Source organism: Pseudomonas sp. PIC25, assembly GCF_002286785.1.
Taxonomy (GTDB): domain Bacteria; phylum Pseudomonadota; class Gammaproteobacteria; order Pseudomonadales; family Pseudomonadaceae; genus Pseudomonas_M.
Map to the genome: position 1 here is coordinate 19,101 of NZ_MUJY01000108.1, position 15,006 is coordinate 34,106.

Sequence of the window (15,006 nt, forward strand, 5' to 3'; positions counted from 1 at the left end):
GAGACACGCCGTGAAGCTCCATTACCTGCCTGTCCTGCTGTTCGCCGCCTTGGGCCTGGCCATCGCCGCCGATCCACAACCGACCGGCAAGCCGGTGGCCGCCGCCCCCGACTATCCCCTCGATGCGCCGGCGCCGTCCGGCCGTCGCCCCGGCGGGACCCTCACCCAGGAATTCACTCCGCCGCCGCTGCATGACGAGGAGAACAAAGACATCCGCCGCGAGCGCAACTACCCGGAGCAGCCGCCGACCATCCCCCACGCCATCCGCGGCTACCAAGTGGATATCAACGGCAACAAGTGCCTGGCTTGCCATAGCCGCGCCGCCAGCGTGCAGGCCCAGGCGCCGATGATCAGCATCACCCACTACACCGACCGCGAGGGCCAGACCCTGGCGGCGGTGGCGCCGCGCCGCTACTTCTGCACCCAGTGCCACGTGCCGCAGCAGGACGTGAAGCCGCTGGTCGAGAACGGCTTCAAGAACATCGACGTGCTGTTGCAGCACGAGCTGCCGCCGAGCAGCAACCGGCAGCGCTGAGGGGGATCGGATGAAAGCCCTTATCGCCTTCCTCAAGCGTTACTGGGTGGTGCTGCGCCGGCCCAGTGTGCATTACAGCCTGGGCACCCTGACCCTGGGTGGGTTCATCGCCGGGATCTTCTTCTGGGGGGGCTTCAACACCGCGCTGGAGGCCACCAACACCGAGGCGTTCTGTATCTCCTGCCATGAGATGAGTTCCAACGTGTACGTGGAGATCAAGGACACCATCCACTACAGCAACCGCTCCGGGGTGCGCGCCACCTGCCCCGATTGCCACGTGCCGCACAAGTGGACCGACAAGATCGCTCGCAAGATGCAGGCCTCCAAGGAGGTGTGGGGCAAGATCTTCGGCACCATCAGCACCCGCGATAAATTCCTCGCCATGCGCCGCGAACTGGCCGAGCACGAGTGGGCGCGGCTGAAGGCCAACGACTCCCTCGAGTGCCGCAACTGCCACGCCTTCGACTATATGGACTTCACCCGCCAGAGCCCGCGCGCCGCGCAGTTCCACTCCACCGCATTGGCCAACGGCGAGGCCACTTGTATCGACTGTCACAAGGGCATCGCCCACCGCCTCCCGGACATGCGCGGCGTGCCAGGCTGGTGATGGCCGGCTTGCCAGGCGCGGCGAATCCTGCGAAAAACGCCGCCCGCGCCCAAGGGGGCGCATGAGAACGGGAGCGAACATGGGCGGCGAATTGCAGATCGAAGATATCCAGGTGGGCGACGGCAAGGCCGTGGTGAAAGGCGCCCTGATCACCACCCAGTACCGGGGCACCCTGGAGGACGGCACCGTGTTCGATTCCTCCTACGACCGCGGCAAGCCGTTCCAGTGCGTGATCGGCACCGGCCGCGTGATCAAGGGCTGGGACCAGGGACTGATGGGCATGAAGGTCGGCGGCAAGCGCAAACTCTTCGTCCCTGCCCATCTGGCCTACGGCGAACGCCAGATCGGCGCGCACATCAAGCCGCATTCCAACCTGGTCTTCGAGATCGAGCTGTTGGAAGTGCTGACGCGGGATGATTGAGGCGGCTCAGGCGTGCTCGGGCGAAAGAGGCATACCGCTTCGCCAGCAGAGCTGGCTCCTACGAAAGCGGGGCGGCATGCTGCGTCAATTGTGGGAGCGGAGGTTCGGAGACCTGTAGGAGCGAGCTCTGCTCGCGAATGGGGGCTTTCCGATGCTGCGCTACCGGGGCGAATTCATTTGTCCTGGTCGATTCGACATACGACCGGACTCACGCCGTACCGCGTCGGAACTCATCGGGCGTCACGCCCATCAGCCGGCGGAACATGGCGATGAAGGCCGAGGCGCTGGCGTAGCCGAGGTCGAGGGCGATGGATTCGACGGTCTGCCCAGCCTCCAGCAACGCCATGGCCCTCACCACCCGCAGGCGTTGGCGCCATTCCGCGAAGGAGATGCCGAGGTCGCGCTGGCAGCGGCGCATGAGCGTGCGCTCGGTGGTGTTCGCCTCCCGGGCCAGCTCCGGCAGGGTCCGGTTGTCGGCGGGGTTGGCGCTGAGCGCATCGAGCACGGGCCCGAGCAGCGGGTCGTCGGATGTCGGCAGGTAGCTGCCGGCCCGGGGTGCCGCTGCGAGCTGGTCCACCAGGACACGCAGCAGGCGTTCGTCTGCCTCCGTGCGGGGCAGGCCCGGTGGGTGCTGGCGCAGGTGGTCGAGCAGGGCGCGGATCAGCGGGCTGAGGGTGAGTGCGCAGGGGTTGGCGGGTAGTGCGGTGCTCAGGTCTGCGGCGATGTATAGGGAGCAGTGGCAGGCCTCGTAGCGGTTCAACCCGCGGTGCTCCACGTTCGGCGGCAGCCAGATGCCGTATTGCGGCGGGGCCAGGTAATGGTGGTCCGCCAGCTTGACCTCCATCACCCCGCTGAACGAATAGACAAACTCGCCCCAGGCATGTCGATGCCGCGGATAGGTGGACTCGGCCGGCACGCAGGCGGTACGGAAGAAGATCGGCGCCGGCAATGTTTCGCTGAATGGCGGAAGCCGGACGTGGCGGGCACTGGCCATGAGGTCTCCTGGGAGTGCTTGGCGGGTTGTGGCTATGGGTTGTCCGGTTCTCACTATATCGAGTAAAGCCGTCACAACCATAATGCGCGCTCCACTGAAGCGAGGAGCGGGTGATGGAGATGCGCAAGGCGCTCGATGGCCGGGCGGCGGGGTTGATGGTCGTGTTGTGCCTGGTCTGGGGACTCCAGCAGGTGGCGATCAAGGCGGCTGCCCCAGATATCGCGCCGCTGTTGCAGATCGCGCTGCGCTCGGGTGCCGCGGCGGCGCTGGTGGGGTTGCTGATGCTGGTCCGGCGCGAGCGGCTGTCGCTGGCCGGCACTTGGCGCCCCGGCTTGCTGGTGGGGTTCCTGTTCGCCCTGGAATATCTGCTGGTGGGCGAAGGGCTGCGCTACACCAGCGCCTCGCACATGGTGGTGTTTCTCTATACCGCGCCAATCTTCGCGGCGCTCGGCCTGCAATGGCGGCTGCCATCCGAGCGGCTGGTGCCGTTGCAGTGGCTGGGCATCCTGCTGGCATTCGCCGGGATCGCCCTGGCGTTCTTCGGCGGCGATCATGGCGGTGGCTTTTCCGGCGACGCCTTTTGGGGGGATCTGCTCGGCCTGTTGGGTGGGATCGCCTGGGGCGCGACTACGGTGGTGATCCGCTGCTCACGCCTGGCGGGCACGCCGGCGGCCCTGACGCTGTTCTATCAACTGGCGGCGGCCTTCCTGTTGCTGACCCCTGCTGCCGTCGCGCTCGGGCAGTGGGGCTTCAATCCCACGCCGCTGGCCTGGAGCAGCCTGGCGTTCCAGGCGGTGGTGGTGTCCTTCGTCAGTTTTCTCGCTTGGTTCTGGTTGCTGCGCCACTACCTGGCGTCCCGGCTCGGCGTGTTTTCCTTCCTGACCCCGCTGTTCGGCGTGGTGCTGGGCGCCTGGCTGCTCGACGAGGCCATCGAGCAGGGCTTCCTGATGGGCGCCGTGTTCGTCCTGCTCGGCATCCTGCTGGTGAGCGGACACGGTTGGCTCAAGGCCCTGCTGCACGGCCGTCGAGCGGCGTAGCGTTCGGTTCAGACCCTGGCGATGGTAGCCAGGCCGGTGGCGATGATTCTCTCCTGGCCGTCGCGTACGGCGAACACGTCGGCGCGGCTGACCGCCTGGCGCTGCCCGGCCTTGATCACTTCGCTGCGGCAGATGAGCTTGTCGCCGATGGCGGGGGCCAGCAGGTTGACCTTGTATTCCGACGTGACCACATCGCCCACCAACGAGGCGGCGGCCCAGGCGCAGGCGCTGTCGATCATGAAGCCGACCACCGCGCCGTGTACGAAACCGTGATGCTGGGTGAGTTCGCGGCGCGGCAGGACTTCCATGGCGACCCGGCCGGGGCCGAAGTCGGTGAGCTGAAACCCGACCAGTTGGGCGAAGGGGGAATGTTCCAGGGCTTCTTCGAGGCGTTCGCGGGTGAGGGCGGCGGGGGCGTTCATCGGTGTGTCTCCTTGGGCGGGCCGGAATCCAGTCTTGGCCGTGGCCAAGGCTTCGGCAATCTGCATCCAGGGAGGTGATGGGTGGTTATCAGTTGTAGGAGCGAGCGCCGTTCGCGAAAGGGGGCCAACCAAAGCTTCGCCAGCAGAGCTGGCTCCTACGAAAAGCGGGCCGGTGTTGGAGGGGTTTATCCGCGAAGAGGGCCTTTGGTTGTCGCGAATGAATTAGCCCGCGATGTCGGCTTTACCGTTGTAGGAGCGAGCGCTGCTCGCAAATGGCTGGTGGAGGGGTTTCGCCAACAGAGCTGGTTTCTACGGAATACTCATGACAATCCCGTCGATGACTCAGGCCAGGCCATGCCGGGCCTGCCAGAAGGGCGATTCGGGCCAGCGGCGTTCCTGGGCGTAGAGGTAGCGGCGCATGTCGCGGAATTCCTGGTAGCGCTGTTGGATCTGCTCTTCGTAGTGCCGCGCCGGTTCATCGTCGTCGCTGAGCCAGCCGGCGATGACCTCGGCGGCGGCGATACCATCTTCCAGCGCTTTATGGATGCCGCGAGCCAGCAGCGGGTCGAAGCGGCTGGCGGCATCGCCCACGGCGAGCCAGCGGTGGCCGGTAACCCGGTCCAGCCGGCAAGAAGGCGCGGGGCTGGTGAGCATGCGGGAGGGATCGAAACCATGGCCCTCCAGGTTCGCTGCGACATGCCGGGTATCGGCCAGCAGGTTGAGCCAGCGGCGCCAGTCGTTCGCTCCCAGTTCACGCAGGCCCGTCTGATCGCAGGCAAGCGCGATGCAGAGCTGGCCGTCGGGCAGGCTGGCGCGGTACCACCAGCCGTACTCGGCCGCTTCGAGCAGGGTCAGGTGGTTGGCGGCGACGGTGGCCGGGCGGGTGAAGAAGCCGTAGAGGCAGATCAACTGGTCCAGCTCCTGGACGCGTGCGCCGAGCAGGCGTGCGGCGCGTGCGTGGCCGCCGCTGGCGTCGATCAGGTAGTCGGTGTGCAAGGTGTGCGGAGCCTGGCCGCGCAGGTGCAGGCGATAACCCTGGGCGGTGGATTCCAAGGCATTCAGGCGGGTTCCGCCGAGCAGGCGGGCACCGCGGGCAATGGCTTCGTCGGCGAGCCAACGCTCGAAGCGCTGGCGATCCAGATGCCAGCCGCTGCCATGCGGGTTGCTGATGAAATCGTTGTAGCCGATCTGGTCGTCGCCCCAGGCGGAGCAACTGCCCAGGCACGGATCATGGCCCTGTTGCCGGAAGGCCTCCCATAACCCGAGACGCATGAGCAGCTCGCGAGTATCCGGCGGCAGGCTTTCGCCGACGCGCGGCCGGCCATAGTCGCCGGCCTCGATCAGCACAACGCCGTCCAGGCCCCGTTGCAGCAGGGCCAGGGCGGCGGCGCACCCCGCCGGGCCGCCGCCGACGATGGCGACCCGGCAGGTGCTGCCCGGCATGGGCCGGGTGTGGGTTTCAGGATTTGCCATCGGTCTTTTCGTTGGTGGACGGCGACACCGTGTTCGGCCAGGGCACCACCGGGTCGCCGCCGTTATCCAACTGGCTTTGCACCTCAAGGTAATACTTGGCGCTGAACGGCCCGCCATCGCTGGCATCGATGGCATTGCCCTGGATCACCACGCCGATCTTGTGCCAGTTGTCCACCATGTCGATGCGCTGCTGGTAGCGGCCGACCTGGGCGGGATCGAACGGGTTGGTTGCGGTCCCCTCGCCACGCACCGAGAAGCGCTGGGCTGGCAACTGGCTGTTGCTGCCGCTCAGGTCCTTGGCGACGTACACCGCCACCGGGCGCTGCGCCGGCCAGGACCAGTAGAGGGTGTTGTTGAACGGAGGCAGCGGGTCCGGCTGATGGGTGGCGCAGGAGTTGTAGTCGGTGTGCCAGGGCAGCGCCATGAACTTGGAGGCGTCGCCGGGCTCCAGGCCGGGGCTGCCGGGGTTGGTGTCGATGGGCTGCTGGTCGCCCAGCGGGTTGTTCTGGATGTTCGGCGTATAGCCGGCGGTGAGGAAGGCCTGGCCGGCGACTGCCTGGCTGTAGTCCAGCGGCTTGGGCTGGATGCGGAACGGGCCGGTGCCGGAGGTCTGCCAGTTCTGCACGTAGAGCGCCGGGTCACGGACGATGAAGGTGAGGTCGATGCCGGGGCTGAAGCGCCCGCCCAGGCAGTTCACCAGCATGGTCTTGTCCAGGTACTCGCCGGCGTTGAGGGTGACGGTGCCGGTCTGGCTGTATTGCTTTTGGTCCCACTGCTGCAGGAAGAAGTACTGGGTCTTGCGCAGGGTGAGGAAGGACTGGCCGGCGTCGCCCAGGGACAGCGGCATCATCCGGCTGTTCTGCAGTTGCGAGGCGTCGTTGGGATCGCGAATGAAGCCAAGGCCGCCGAGCAGGGTGGTGGCGGGATCGGTATCCGGCTGGATCTCGTCCACGGCGCCATGGGCGGTCGTGCCGGTGATGCTCAGGTTGGTGTTCCACATCTGCATCGCGGCGGCGCGGAAGATGGGGAACAACTCGTCGCTGAACGAGGGCTGGTAGCTGGTCTGGAACTTCCCGTTGGCGAACAGCGATGGTTGCAGGGCCATGTGGCGTACCCAGATGTCGTAGATGTCATCCCACAACGACACGGTGTTGAGCGTTTGCGGTGCATAGGCCGGGTCGGTGGCGGTGACCCAGGCATGCCCCTGCACTTCCTGGGTGGTGCCGTCGCTGAATTGCAGCACGGCGTAGACCGGGCCATCGCTGCCGTCGTCGAACCAGCCGTCGTTGTCGATGTCGCTGTTCAGCTCATAGGGCTTGTTGGTGTTCGGGTCGATCATGCCGCAGGCGCGGCCGTAGCCGCCGGTGACGATCAGGCGGCCGTACTGGTCGGTCTGCAGCTCGCCGAGGGTGTCGATGGGCCCGTTCGGGCAATCCATGTTCGGGAAGAAATCGCCGGGGAAGGACTTCGGATAGTTCGGCCACTGCACCACGCCCTTGCCGTCCACCCAACTGCTGGAGGGGGTGGTCTGGTCGAAGGCCACCGGTGCGGCGCTGGCGCCCTGTACGGTGCGCGGGCCGGGGTCGATGATCAGTTGGCGCAGGCGGGTCGGGTCGTTGATATCCGACGAGAAGGGTGCGACGTCGTTGCGCAGGGCCGGGGTCTCGCCGTTCTTGTAGTTATCGATGCCCAAGTCTTCCGGGATGATGTACCAGTTGGACTTCTTGTTGGCCAGGTGCACGGTCCAGACGATGTTGCTCACGGTCTTGCCGTCGATCTGGCTGCCGATGCGGATCTCCGTGCCCTCCACGCCCATCGGGTAGGTCTCGCTGGTCTGCGCCGGGTAGGCGTAGATCTTGAAGCGGGCGGCCTGGCGCTTGAGCGCGCCGCTGGCGTCGCGCAGGTCGCTGGAGGTGATGGTGTCGTTCTCGGTGCCGGCCTTGACCGGCAGGCCGCCGGTGGCGCTGCCCGTGGTGTCGCCGGGAATCGGCAGGGCCGCCTGGGTGTTCGGTTCCAGGTAGTACTCGCTGCTGTTGCCGACGCGGGCGAAGCCGATGGCCGGGTGGATGCGGAAGTTGCTGCTCATGTTCGGCTCCTCACTGTTTGTTCTGTTTGGCCTGCATGGCTTGCAGCCAGGCCTGGTAGTTGACGATGAAGTGCGACAGGTTGAGGTGCTTGGCCGGGACGATCTGGCCGGAGTTGCCCACGGTCACCGTGTGCACGCCACCGTTGTGGCAGCCGAAGCAGTTGGTGTCCTGGGTGAAGGTCTCCATGGTGGTGTTGGCCAGGTCGAGGGAGCCGATCTGGATGCTCAGCGGCGCACCGTTGGGGCCGGGGATCGCGTCGTTGCCGCCAGTCCATTGGGCGCCCACCAGCTCGTAGTTGGCCCAGACGCTGCCGCTGAGGTGGGGCGCGACGCTGGCGTTGAGGCTCTGGATGTTGCCGGTGTTCTGCTCGTTGCCGCCGCCGTAGGGCGTCATGCGGCAACTGCTGATCACCGCCAGCGGGTTGTTCACGTCGAACTGGTTCTGCACCGTCACCGGGCTGTTGGGGGTGTACAGCGACCAGGGCAGCCCGGCGACCGGCGAGGTGCTGCCGGTGGGTACGGCGCTGCAATCCGGTGCGTTGGCCTTGTGCTCGAAGGTGGCCCAGATGAACTCCGGGTGGTTCTTGACTACGCCCACCACGTGCATGCCGATCAGCGCCAGTTCGGCGCGCATCGTCTTGCCGGTGTTGTCGGTGACCTTGCCGTTGATCACCTCGACCACCGGCACCGTCTGCTTCTCGGTGTGGAACAGAGTGCTGGCGTTGGGGATGAACACCTTCTGCGGCTGATCGTTATCGTCGAGGATCGCCGCCACGCGCCAGGACAGCTTCAGTTCCAGGGTGTTGACCGGAAAGTCCTGGGTCGGCGAGATGCTGGTCAGGGCGCTCAGGTCGTAGAGCTTGTTGGCGGTGACGAAATTCCAGAAGTCCTCGTTCAGCAGCCCGGTGTAGTAGACGACGTTGCCGGCCTGATCCACCAGCACCTGGGCGCCGGGGCCGGCCTGGAAGATGTCGTTGGCATCCACGGTCTGCTTCGACTTGGCCAGGCGCACCATGATGCGCGGCTGCTCGCCGGCGGCGCGGCCGGGGTAGGGCTTGTCCGGGCCGCCGGGACGCAGCACCTTGTCCGGGGCGGCGAGGGTCTCGAAGTTCAGCGGGGCGTCCGCGTCGCTGGAGGACGGTTCGCCGAGCCAGAGGAACATCTGGTATGCCCACTGGTGGAACGCGCAATTGTTCAGCGTACCGCTCTGCGGAAAGTCGTTGCCGTCCGGGAAGGGCGTGGTCGGGAACCAGTCGCTCAATGCCTGGCAACCGCTGGATACCGGCGATTTTTCGGCGGCGAAGCCCGGGGCCGCGACGCTCAGCAGCAAGGGCAGGGGCAACAGCCGGAGGCCCCGGTAGAGGGTGTGGCGAATGCGCATGAAGGTGCTTCCTTGTTGGCGGGGTGGGTATCGCCGGCTTGTTCCACAGCCGGAGTCGAGGCGAGAGGAGGTGATATCGGGGGCGACCGAAGCTGTGCCGAGCATGGGTCCTTCCTTTCGAGTCCTGGGTCCGTGCCGGCCGTCCGCATGGCGGGGCCGGGGTACACGCCGATCGGGTGCGCGACGCCCCGGGCGGGTTTGCCCGACGGTGCGATGGGAATCGGCCTTGGAATCTGGGTGGTGGGAATCCCTGTTTACCCAGTACTGCATCCATTCATGCAATGAAAACTAGCCCCGCTTGTGGGTGCGTCAAGTTGCCACCGTCAAAAAAGTACGAGGAGGGGACGGCCGGCGTGGGACGTATTGGGAATTGCTCGATTGACAAGGCGGGTAGGCTTTTCTACGGTGCCGCGGTCAGTTTCCGACGGACCCGCCATGACTGCCCAAGAAGACCGCATCAAGCTCGAGCCCAGCTGGAAGGCTGTGCTGCTCGATGAATTCGAGAAGCCCTACATGAAGGAACTCGGCGAGTTCCTGCGTCGCGAGAAGGCGGCGGGTAAGGAGATCTATCCACCGGGGCCGCTGATCTTCAACGCACTCAATTCGACGCCGCTGGAGCGGGTGAAGGTGGTGATCATCGGGCAGGACCCTTATCACGGACCCGGCCAGGCGCATGGCCTGTGTTTCTCGGTGCAGCCGGGCGTGCCGGCGCCGCCGTCGCTGCAGAACATCTACAAGGAACTCAAGCGCGACCTGAACATCGACCCGCCGCGCCATGGCTATCTGCAACATTGGGCGGAGCAGGGCGTGTTGCTGCTCAACACCTCGCTGACAGTGGAGCGGGGCAATGCCGGCTCGCATGCCGACAAGGGCTGGCAGCACTTTACCGACCGGGTGATCCAGGTGGTCAGCGAACAGCGGCCGAAACTGGTGTTCCTGCTCTGGGGCTCCCATGCTCAGAGCAAACAGCGGCTGATCGATCCCACCAAGCATCTGGTCCTGCGCTCGGCGCATCCGTCGCCGTTGTCCGCTCATCGCGGCTTCCTCGGCAATGGTCATTTCAGCCGGACCAATGCCTTCCTCGCTCAAAACGGGCTGGAACCGATCGACTGGCGTTTGCCCGAGGTGGCCTGAAACGGCCCGGCGCCGTTACGCGGCGCCGGGCTGCCTGCCTCACTCCTTCTTGGCAGCGTCGCCGCCGTGCGCGGCGGCCAGTTCCTTGGCGTGTTGCAGGTGCTGTTCGAGCTTGGGCAGGGTTTCGTTGGCGAATGCCTTGAGGTCGGCATCCTGGCCTTCCTGAGCCTGCTTGCGGAACAGCTCGATGGTCTGTTCGTGGGCGACTACTTGGTTGTTGGCGTAGGCTTGGTCGAAGGATTCGCCATCGCGCAGCTTGAGGATCATGGCCTTGGCCTTGCTCATCAGGTCGGCCTCGCTGGCCACTTCCCATTTCTTACCCTGGGCCAGGGCCTGGAGTTTCTGGTTCGCGGCGGTGTGGTCGTCGATCATCATCTGGGCGAATTCCTTCACATCCGCCGAGGTGCCTTTCTCCAGCGCCATCTTGGCGGTTTCGATCTCGGCGACACCCTTGGCGGAGGCTTCATCGACGAAATCCGTCGCTTCGTTGGCGTAAGCGAGAGAGGCGGCAGCGCTGAGCAGTAGGGCGAAGAAGCCCGCGAAGAAAGCGTTGATGGTTCGGCTCATGACATTCTCCTGTGCATTTTCCAGCGTTGAGTCCGCATGCTTGTGTGGGTGCGTCCGGGCCCGTCGTAGAGCGGCTGGTTCCTTGCCGGCGACACAAGTACGGCGCGGATATCGGCGATACCGCCGTACTTTTTGTGACTGACGGCAGCACGAGCAGTTCAGGCGGTGCGGGCGGATGGTTGTCCGGTGAAGCAGGGACAGCGAGGCGGGGAGCGGCAAAAAAGAACCCGCCGAAGCGGGTCAAGCGTGGGCTTTCTGCCAGAGCCGGAAGACCGGTTCGGCAAGGAACATGACCAGGAACAATCGGAGCACCTGCAAGGCAGTGACCAGCGCCACCGAAAGCTGCAGGGCTTCGGCGGTCAGGCAGAGTTCGGTGATGCCGCCGGGCATCATGCCCAGCATCAGCGACGTCTGGTTCAGCGTGGTCAGCCAGCCGAGCCCTTCCGCCAGCAGGGCGGCGGTGAACATGGCGAGCAGGGTGAACAGCAGGATGCGCAGCAGGAAGTCGGGCGCGCTGCGGAAGAACGGGCGGTCGAAATGGCAGCCCAGCGAGCAGCCGATCAACCACTGGCCGAGCGGACCGGCTCCATGGGGAAGGCCCACATGCAGGTCGAAGGTCGCGCTGGCGAAGGCGCAGGCCACCAACGGGCCGAGCATCCAGGGGTTGGGCTGGCCCAGTTTCTTCCACAGCAGAGCGAGCAATCCGCCGGCGGGCAGCAGCACGGCGAGCCAGGCCCAGTCCGTCGGTGCCGGGGCCGGCGCTTCCACGGGGGGCAGGGTCCAGGTGAACACGGCCGGGACGATCAGCACCACCAGTAGCAGGCGCAGGCTATGGGCGGCGGCGACGCGCGCCGGCTGGGCGTCGTGACGCAGCGCCAGGTTGACCATTTCGCTGGCACCGCCCGGCATGCTGGCGAAGAACGCGGTGGCGCGGTCGACGCCGGCGCGCCGCAGCACGGCAATACCGATCAGGCTGAGGAGGAGGGTGCCGATGGCACCGGCGAGGATGGCGCCGAAGTGGGCGACCACCTGCTCCATCACCTCGGCGGTGAAGTGCAGGCCGATGCCGCTGGCCACCAGCCACTGACCGGCCTGGCGACCATGGGGAACCTCGGTGATCAGCCAGCCGCCGCAGCGGACCAGGATCACCGCCAGCAGCGAGCCGACCATCCAGGGCAGCGGCCAGCCGGCGAGGCTGGCCAGGTAACCGCCGGCCGCACCGACCAGCGGTGTGGCCAGCCAGTGTGGCAGGCGACGTGGATCAGGCATGGGCCAGCTTGGCCTTCTTCTGGCGCGCGCGCAGCCAGCGGATGCCCGGCAGGGCCAGCATGAGCACCACCAGCGCCCAGAGGGCGAGGGTGATCGGGCTGGTCCAGAGGATCGACAGTTCGCCGTTGGAGATCGACAGGGCGCGGCGCAGGTTGTCTTCCATCATCTCGCCGAGGACGAAGCCGAGGATCAACGAGGAGAGCGGGAAGTCCAGCTTGCGCAGCAGGTAGCCGAACACGCCGAGGCCGATCATCAGCACCAGGTCGAAGGTGGTGCTGTGCACGGCGTAGACGCCGACCAGGCTGACCACGGTAATGGCCGGCACCAGGATCCAGTTCGGCACGGACAGCATGCGGGCGAACAGGCCGACCAGCGGGATGTTCATCACCAGCAGGATGACGTTGCCGATGAACAGCGAGGCGATCAGGCCCCAGACCACGTCGGGCTGCTGCTCGAAGAGCAGCGGGCCAGGGGTGATGTTGTAGAGGGTGAGGGCGCCGATCATCACCGCGGTGGTGCCCGAGCCCGGCACGCCGAGGGTCAGCATGGGGATCAGCGAGCCGCAGGCCGAGGCGTTGTTGGCCGCTTCCGGGGCTGCCACGCCGCGCAAGTCGCCTTCGCCGAAACGCCCCGAGCTGCCGGCCATGCGCTTCTCGCTCATGTAGGTCACGGCGCTGGCGATGGTCGCGCCGGCGCCCGGCAGGGTGCCGATGACGAAGCCGGCCACGGCGCTGCGCAGGGTGGTCCAGATGGTCAGGCAGAATTCCTTGAAGTTGAACAGCATGCGCCCGCTGGCCTTCACCGCCTGCTGGCCATGGTGGGTGTTTTCCAGCATCAGGAGGATTTCGCTGACGCTGAACAGGCCGATCACTACGATGACGAACTGGATACCGTCGGACAGGCTGACGCTATCGAAAGTGAAGCGGTAGACGCCGGTGGTGGCGTCCACCCCGACGGTGGCGAGGCTCAGGCCGATCAGCGCGGACATCAGGGTCTTGACCGGTTTGTCGCCGACCATGCCGCCCAGGCAGGCAATGGCGAAGACCATCAGCACGAAGTACTCCGCCGGACCGAAGGCCACCGCCCATTGCGCCAGCAGGGGGGCGAACAGCACCACGCCGCAGGTGGCGACGGTGCTGCCGATGAAGGAGCTGACCGCCGACAGCGACAGGGCGATACCGCCCTTGCCCTGGCGGGCCAGCGGGTAGCCATCGAGAGTGGTCATGATGGCCGCGGCGTCACCCGGTACGTTGAGCAGGATGGCGGAGATGCGTCCGCCGTATTCGCAGCCGAGGTAGACGGCGGCGAGCAGGATCAGTGCGGTTTCCGGCGGCAGGCCGAGGGCGAAGGCCAGTGGCAGCAGGATCGCCACGCCGTTGATCGGGCCGAGCCCGGGCAGCAGGCCGACCACGGTGCCGACGAAGGCGCCGAACAGGGCGACCAGCAGGTTGACGGGGCGCAGGGCGACATCGAAGCCCTGGGCGAGGAAGTTCAAGGTTTCCATTTCAGCCCTCCAGGAACAGCAACACGCCGCGCGGCAGCGGAATGTCCAGCAGGTAGTCGAACAGGCCATAGAGCAGGACGCCCATCAGCACGCCGCTGATGGCGCAGGCCAGCGGCCGTCCGGTGAACAGCACGCCGAGCACGAAGCCGGCCAGCGCGGTGCTGGCGATGAACCCCAGCGGCTCGAAGAGCAGGGCATAGGCCAGCAGCGTGGCGATGCACAGGGCGATCTTGCGCACCAGTGTCCAGTTGATCGGCGGGGTCGGCTCGCCATGGGGCTTGACCAGCAGCCACAGGGCTCCGGCGCCCATCAGGGAGAGCAGCAGGAGCGGGTAGGCGCGCGGGCCGACCGGGTCATAGGCGAAAGGCGCCTGGAAGCCCCAGGCGACCACGGCGAGAGCGGCGCAGAGAAGCAGCCAGATCCCGGCGAACAGGCGTACGTACATAACGGGTACCTCAGTGGTGATTCGGGGGTGGGCGGAGCCGCGAAGCGTCGCTCCCGGCTCCCTCACCCGGCCCGGAGCGATCCGGGCCGCCGAATGCCCTCCCGGACGGGAGGGCGCATGCTTACTGGACCAGACCGAACTCGCCGGCGAGGGCCTTGTAGTCCTGCACCTGCTTCTTGACGAAGGCGGTCAGCTCGTCGCCGGTCATGGACAGCGGGAACAGGTCGCGCTGTTCGCGCAGCTTGGCGAAGTCCTCGCTGGCCAGCAGAGTGTCGAACTGCTGTTTCCACCAGTTGAAGTCTTCGTCGCTGACTTCCGGGCCCATGTAGAAGCCGCGGATCACCGGCCAGGTGATGTCGTAGCCCTGCTCCTTGGCGGTTGGCAGGTCGGACAGCTTGCCCGGCAGGCGCTCTTCGGAGAGCACGGCGAGCACGCGGATCTTGCCGGCGGCCAGTTGCGGGGTGACCTCGCCGAGGCCGCTGCTGGTGACCTGCACGTGGCCGCCGAGCATGGCGGTGAGGGTTTCGCCGCCGCCTTCGAAGGCGACATAGCGCAGTTTCTGCACGTCGATGCCGGCGGCGCGGGCGATCAGCGCGGTCTGCATCCAGTCCTGGCCGCCGATGGTGGCACCGGCGCCGAAGACGACGCTGCCCGGGTCTTTCTTCACCGCTTCGACCAGATCCTTGAGGGTCTTGTAGGGCGAATCGGCGCGGACGGAGATGGCGCCATAGTCGGTACCGATACCGGCCAGCCAGCGCACGGCGTTTTCGTCGTAACGGCCGAACTTGCCTTGCGCCAGGTTCAGCAGGGAGCCGCTGGAGAAGGCGGTGATGGTCCCCGGCTCCTTGGCGCGCTGGGCGACCACGGCGTTATAGGCCACGGCGCCGACACCGCCGGGCATGTAGGTGACGCGCATCGGCGCCTTGAGCAGGCCGCTGTCCTTCAGGCCGCTCTGGGCCAGCTTGCAGGTCAGGTCGAAGCCGCCGCCCGGCTTGGCCGGGGCGATGCATTCGGGGCGCTTGGGTTCGGCCGCCAGCAACTGGCCGGCGAACATCAGGCAGGACGCCGCGAGGGCGACACGGGTAAAGGCGGTTTTCATCAGTTGATTCCTCGCACTCTTATTGTGGTTGT

At 66.4% G+C, this 15,006-nt stretch carries 15 protein-coding genes; 5 read left to right on the plus strand and 10 right to left on the minus strand.

Translation table 11 applies throughout. From position 1 onward, the window contains the following. Positions 1-10: 10 nt before the first annotated feature. From BZL41_RS12845 to BZL41_RS12855, 3 genes are all read left to right on the plus strand, one after another. The gene (locus tag BZL41_RS12845) at positions 11-535 is read left to right on the plus strand and encodes a nitrate reductase cytochrome c-type subunit (protein ID WP_095599661.1); all 525 of its coding nucleotides are present in this window, start codon (positions 11-13) and stop codon (positions 533-535) included. A gap of 10 nt (positions 536-545) precedes the next feature. Continuing rightward, a complete protein-coding gene (locus BZL41_RS12850; RefSeq protein WP_084336405.1) occupies positions 546-1,142 on the plus strand; it encodes a cytochrome c3 family protein in 597 nt (198 codons plus the stop codon). A gap of 79 nt (positions 1,143-1,221) precedes the next feature. Then, complete coding sequence (locus tag BZL41_RS12855; RefSeq protein WP_095599662.1) at positions 1,222-1,563, plus strand: FKBP-type peptidyl-prolyl cis-trans isomerase; 342 nt, start codon at positions 1,222-1,224, stop codon at positions 1,561-1,563. A gap of 208 nt (positions 1,564-1,771) precedes the next feature. On the opposite strand, the gene BZL41_RS12860 is transcribed toward BZL41_RS12855, so the two are convergent. Next, positions 1,772-2,557, minus strand: a complete 786-nt coding sequence (locus BZL41_RS12860; protein ID WP_095599663.1) for a helix-turn-helix domain-containing protein — start codon at positions 2,555-2,557, stop codon at positions 1,772-1,774. Positions 2,558-2,670: 113 nt separating this feature from the next. On the opposite strand from BZL41_RS12860, the gene BZL41_RS12865 reads away from it, so the two are divergent. After that, positions 2,671-3,594, plus strand: coding sequence for a DMT family transporter (locus tag BZL41_RS12865; RefSeq protein ID WP_095599664.1), 924 nt, complete (start codon positions 2,671-2,673; stop codon positions 3,592-3,594). A gap of 8 nt (positions 3,595-3,602) precedes the next feature. Here the strand turns inward: BZL41_RS12865 and BZL41_RS12870 are convergent, their stop codons facing one another. From BZL41_RS12870 to BZL41_RS12885, 4 genes are all read right to left on the minus strand, one after another. Continuing rightward, on the minus strand, positions 3,603-4,016 hold the full coding sequence (locus BZL41_RS12870) for a PaaI family thioesterase (RefSeq protein WP_095599665.1): 414 nt from the start codon (positions 4,014-4,016) through the stop codon (positions 3,603-3,605). Positions 4,017-4,358: 342 nt separating this feature from the next. Beyond that, positions 4,359-5,489, minus strand: a complete 1,131-nt coding sequence (locus BZL41_RS12875; protein ID WP_168190990.1) for a tryptophan 7-halogenase — start codon at positions 5,487-5,489, stop codon at positions 4,359-4,361. After that, positions 5,476-7,575: a LodA/GoxA family CTQ-dependent oxidase gene (locus tag BZL41_RS12880; RefSeq protein ID WP_095599667.1), complete on the minus strand. Its 2,100-nt coding sequence runs from the start codon at positions 7,573-7,575 to the stop codon at positions 5,476-5,478. Before BZL41_RS12880 ends, BZL41_RS12875 begins: the two co-directional genes overlap by 14 nt. Before the next feature lie 10 nt (positions 7,576-7,585). Further along, positions 7,586-8,956: a hypothetical protein gene (locus tag BZL41_RS12885; protein WP_095599668.1), complete on the minus strand. Its 1,371-nt coding sequence runs from the start codon at positions 8,954-8,956 to the stop codon at positions 7,586-7,588. 435 nt (positions 8,957-9,391) lie between these two features. Here BZL41_RS12885 and ung point away from each other — a divergent pair, with 435 nt between their 5' ends. Beyond that, positions 9,392-10,090 carry a uracil-DNA glycosylase gene (gene ung / locus BZL41_RS12890; protein ID WP_095599669.1) on the plus strand — a complete coding sequence of 233 codons (699 nt, stop codon included), beginning with the start codon at positions 9,392-9,394 and terminating at the stop codon, positions 10,088-10,090. A 39-nt stretch (positions 10,091-10,129) separates the two neighbouring features. On the opposite strand, the gene BZL41_RS12895 is transcribed toward ung, so the two are convergent. The 5 genes from BZL41_RS12895 to BZL41_RS12915 all read right to left on the minus strand — a co-directional run bounded on the left by BZL41_RS12895 (position 10,130) and on the right by BZL41_RS12915 (position 14,974). Next, positions 10,130-10,657 (minus strand): DUF4142 domain-containing protein, encoded by a 528-nt coding sequence (locus tag BZL41_RS12895; protein ID WP_095599670.1) that lies wholly within the window; start codon positions 10,655-10,657, stop codon positions 10,130-10,132. A gap of 240 nt (positions 10,658-10,897) precedes the next feature. Next, positions 10,898-11,926: an AbrB family transcriptional regulator gene (locus BZL41_RS12900; RefSeq protein ID WP_095599671.1), complete on the minus strand. Its 1,029-nt coding sequence runs from the start codon at positions 11,924-11,926 to the stop codon at positions 10,898-10,900. Beyond that, entirely contained in the window at positions 11,919-13,430 is a 1,512-nt protein-coding gene (locus tag BZL41_RS12905) for a tripartite tricarboxylate transporter permease (protein WP_095599672.1), read from the minus strand. Before BZL41_RS12905 ends, BZL41_RS12900 begins: the two co-directional genes overlap by 8 nt. A gap of 1 nt (position 13,431) precedes the next feature. Then, a complete protein-coding gene (locus BZL41_RS12910) occupies positions 13,432-13,875 on the minus strand; it encodes a tripartite tricarboxylate transporter TctB family protein (RefSeq protein ID WP_095599673.1) in 444 nt (147 codons plus the stop codon). Positions 13,876-13,996: 121 nt separating this feature from the next. Further along, positions 13,997-14,974, minus strand: a complete 978-nt coding sequence (locus BZL41_RS12915) for a tripartite tricarboxylate transporter substrate binding protein (protein WP_095599674.1) — start codon at positions 14,972-14,974, stop codon at positions 13,997-13,999. Between the last annotated feature and the right edge of the window lie 32 nt (positions 14,975-15,006).

Excerpts from the sequence above, each read along its gene's own strand:
- BZL41_RS12850 (WP_084336405.1), top strand. The coding sequence starts at position 546 with ATGAAAGCCCTTATCGCCTTCCTCAAGCGTTACTGGGTGGTGCTGCGC.
- BZL41_RS12855 (WP_095599662.1), top strand. The coding sequence starts at position 1,222 with ATGGGCGGCGAATTGCAGATCGAAGATATCCAGGTGGGCGACGGCAAG.
- BZL41_RS12860 (WP_095599663.1), bottom strand. The coding sequence starts at position 2,557 with ATGGCCAGTGCCCGCCACGTCCGGCTTCCGCCATTCAGCGAAACATTG.
- BZL41_RS12865 (WP_095599664.1), top strand. The coding sequence starts at position 2,671 with ATGGAGATGCGCAAGGCGCTCGATGGCCGGGCGGCGGGGTTGATGGTC.
- BZL41_RS12870 (WP_095599665.1), bottom strand. The coding sequence starts at position 4,016 with ATGAACGCCCCCGCCGCCCTCACCCGCGAACGCCTCGAAGAAGCCCTG.
- BZL41_RS12875 (WP_168190990.1), bottom strand. The coding sequence starts at position 5,489 with ATGGCAAATCCTGAAACCCACACCCGGCCCATGCCGGGCAGCACCTGC.
- BZL41_RS12880 (WP_095599667.1), bottom strand. The coding sequence starts at position 7,575 with ATGAGCAGCAACTTCCGCATCCACCCGGCCATCGGCTTCGCCCGCGTC.
- BZL41_RS12885 (WP_095599668.1), bottom strand. The coding sequence starts at position 8,956 with ATGCGCATTCGCCACACCCTCTACCGGGGCCTCCGGCTGTTGCCCCTG.
- ung (WP_095599669.1), top strand. The coding sequence starts at position 9,392 with ATGACTGCCCAAGAAGACCGCATCAAGCTCGAGCCCAGCTGGAAGGCT.
- BZL41_RS12895 (WP_095599670.1), bottom strand. The coding sequence starts at position 10,657 with ATGAGCCGAACCATCAACGCTTTCTTCGCGGGCTTCTTCGCCCTACTG.
- BZL41_RS12900 (WP_095599671.1), bottom strand. The coding sequence starts at position 11,926 with ATGCCTGATCCACGTCGCCTGCCACACTGGCTGGCCACACCGCTGGTC.
- BZL41_RS12905 (WP_095599672.1), bottom strand. The coding sequence starts at position 13,430 with ATGGAAACCTTGAACTTCCTCGCCCAGGGCTTCGATGTCGCCCTGCGC.
- BZL41_RS12910 (WP_095599673.1), bottom strand. The coding sequence starts at position 13,875 with ATGTACGTACGCCTGTTCGCCGGGATCTGGCTGCTTCTCTGCGCCGCT.
- BZL41_RS12915 (WP_095599674.1), bottom strand. The coding sequence starts at position 14,974 with ATGAAAACCGCCTTTACCCGTGTCGCCCTCGCGGCGTCCTGCCTGATG.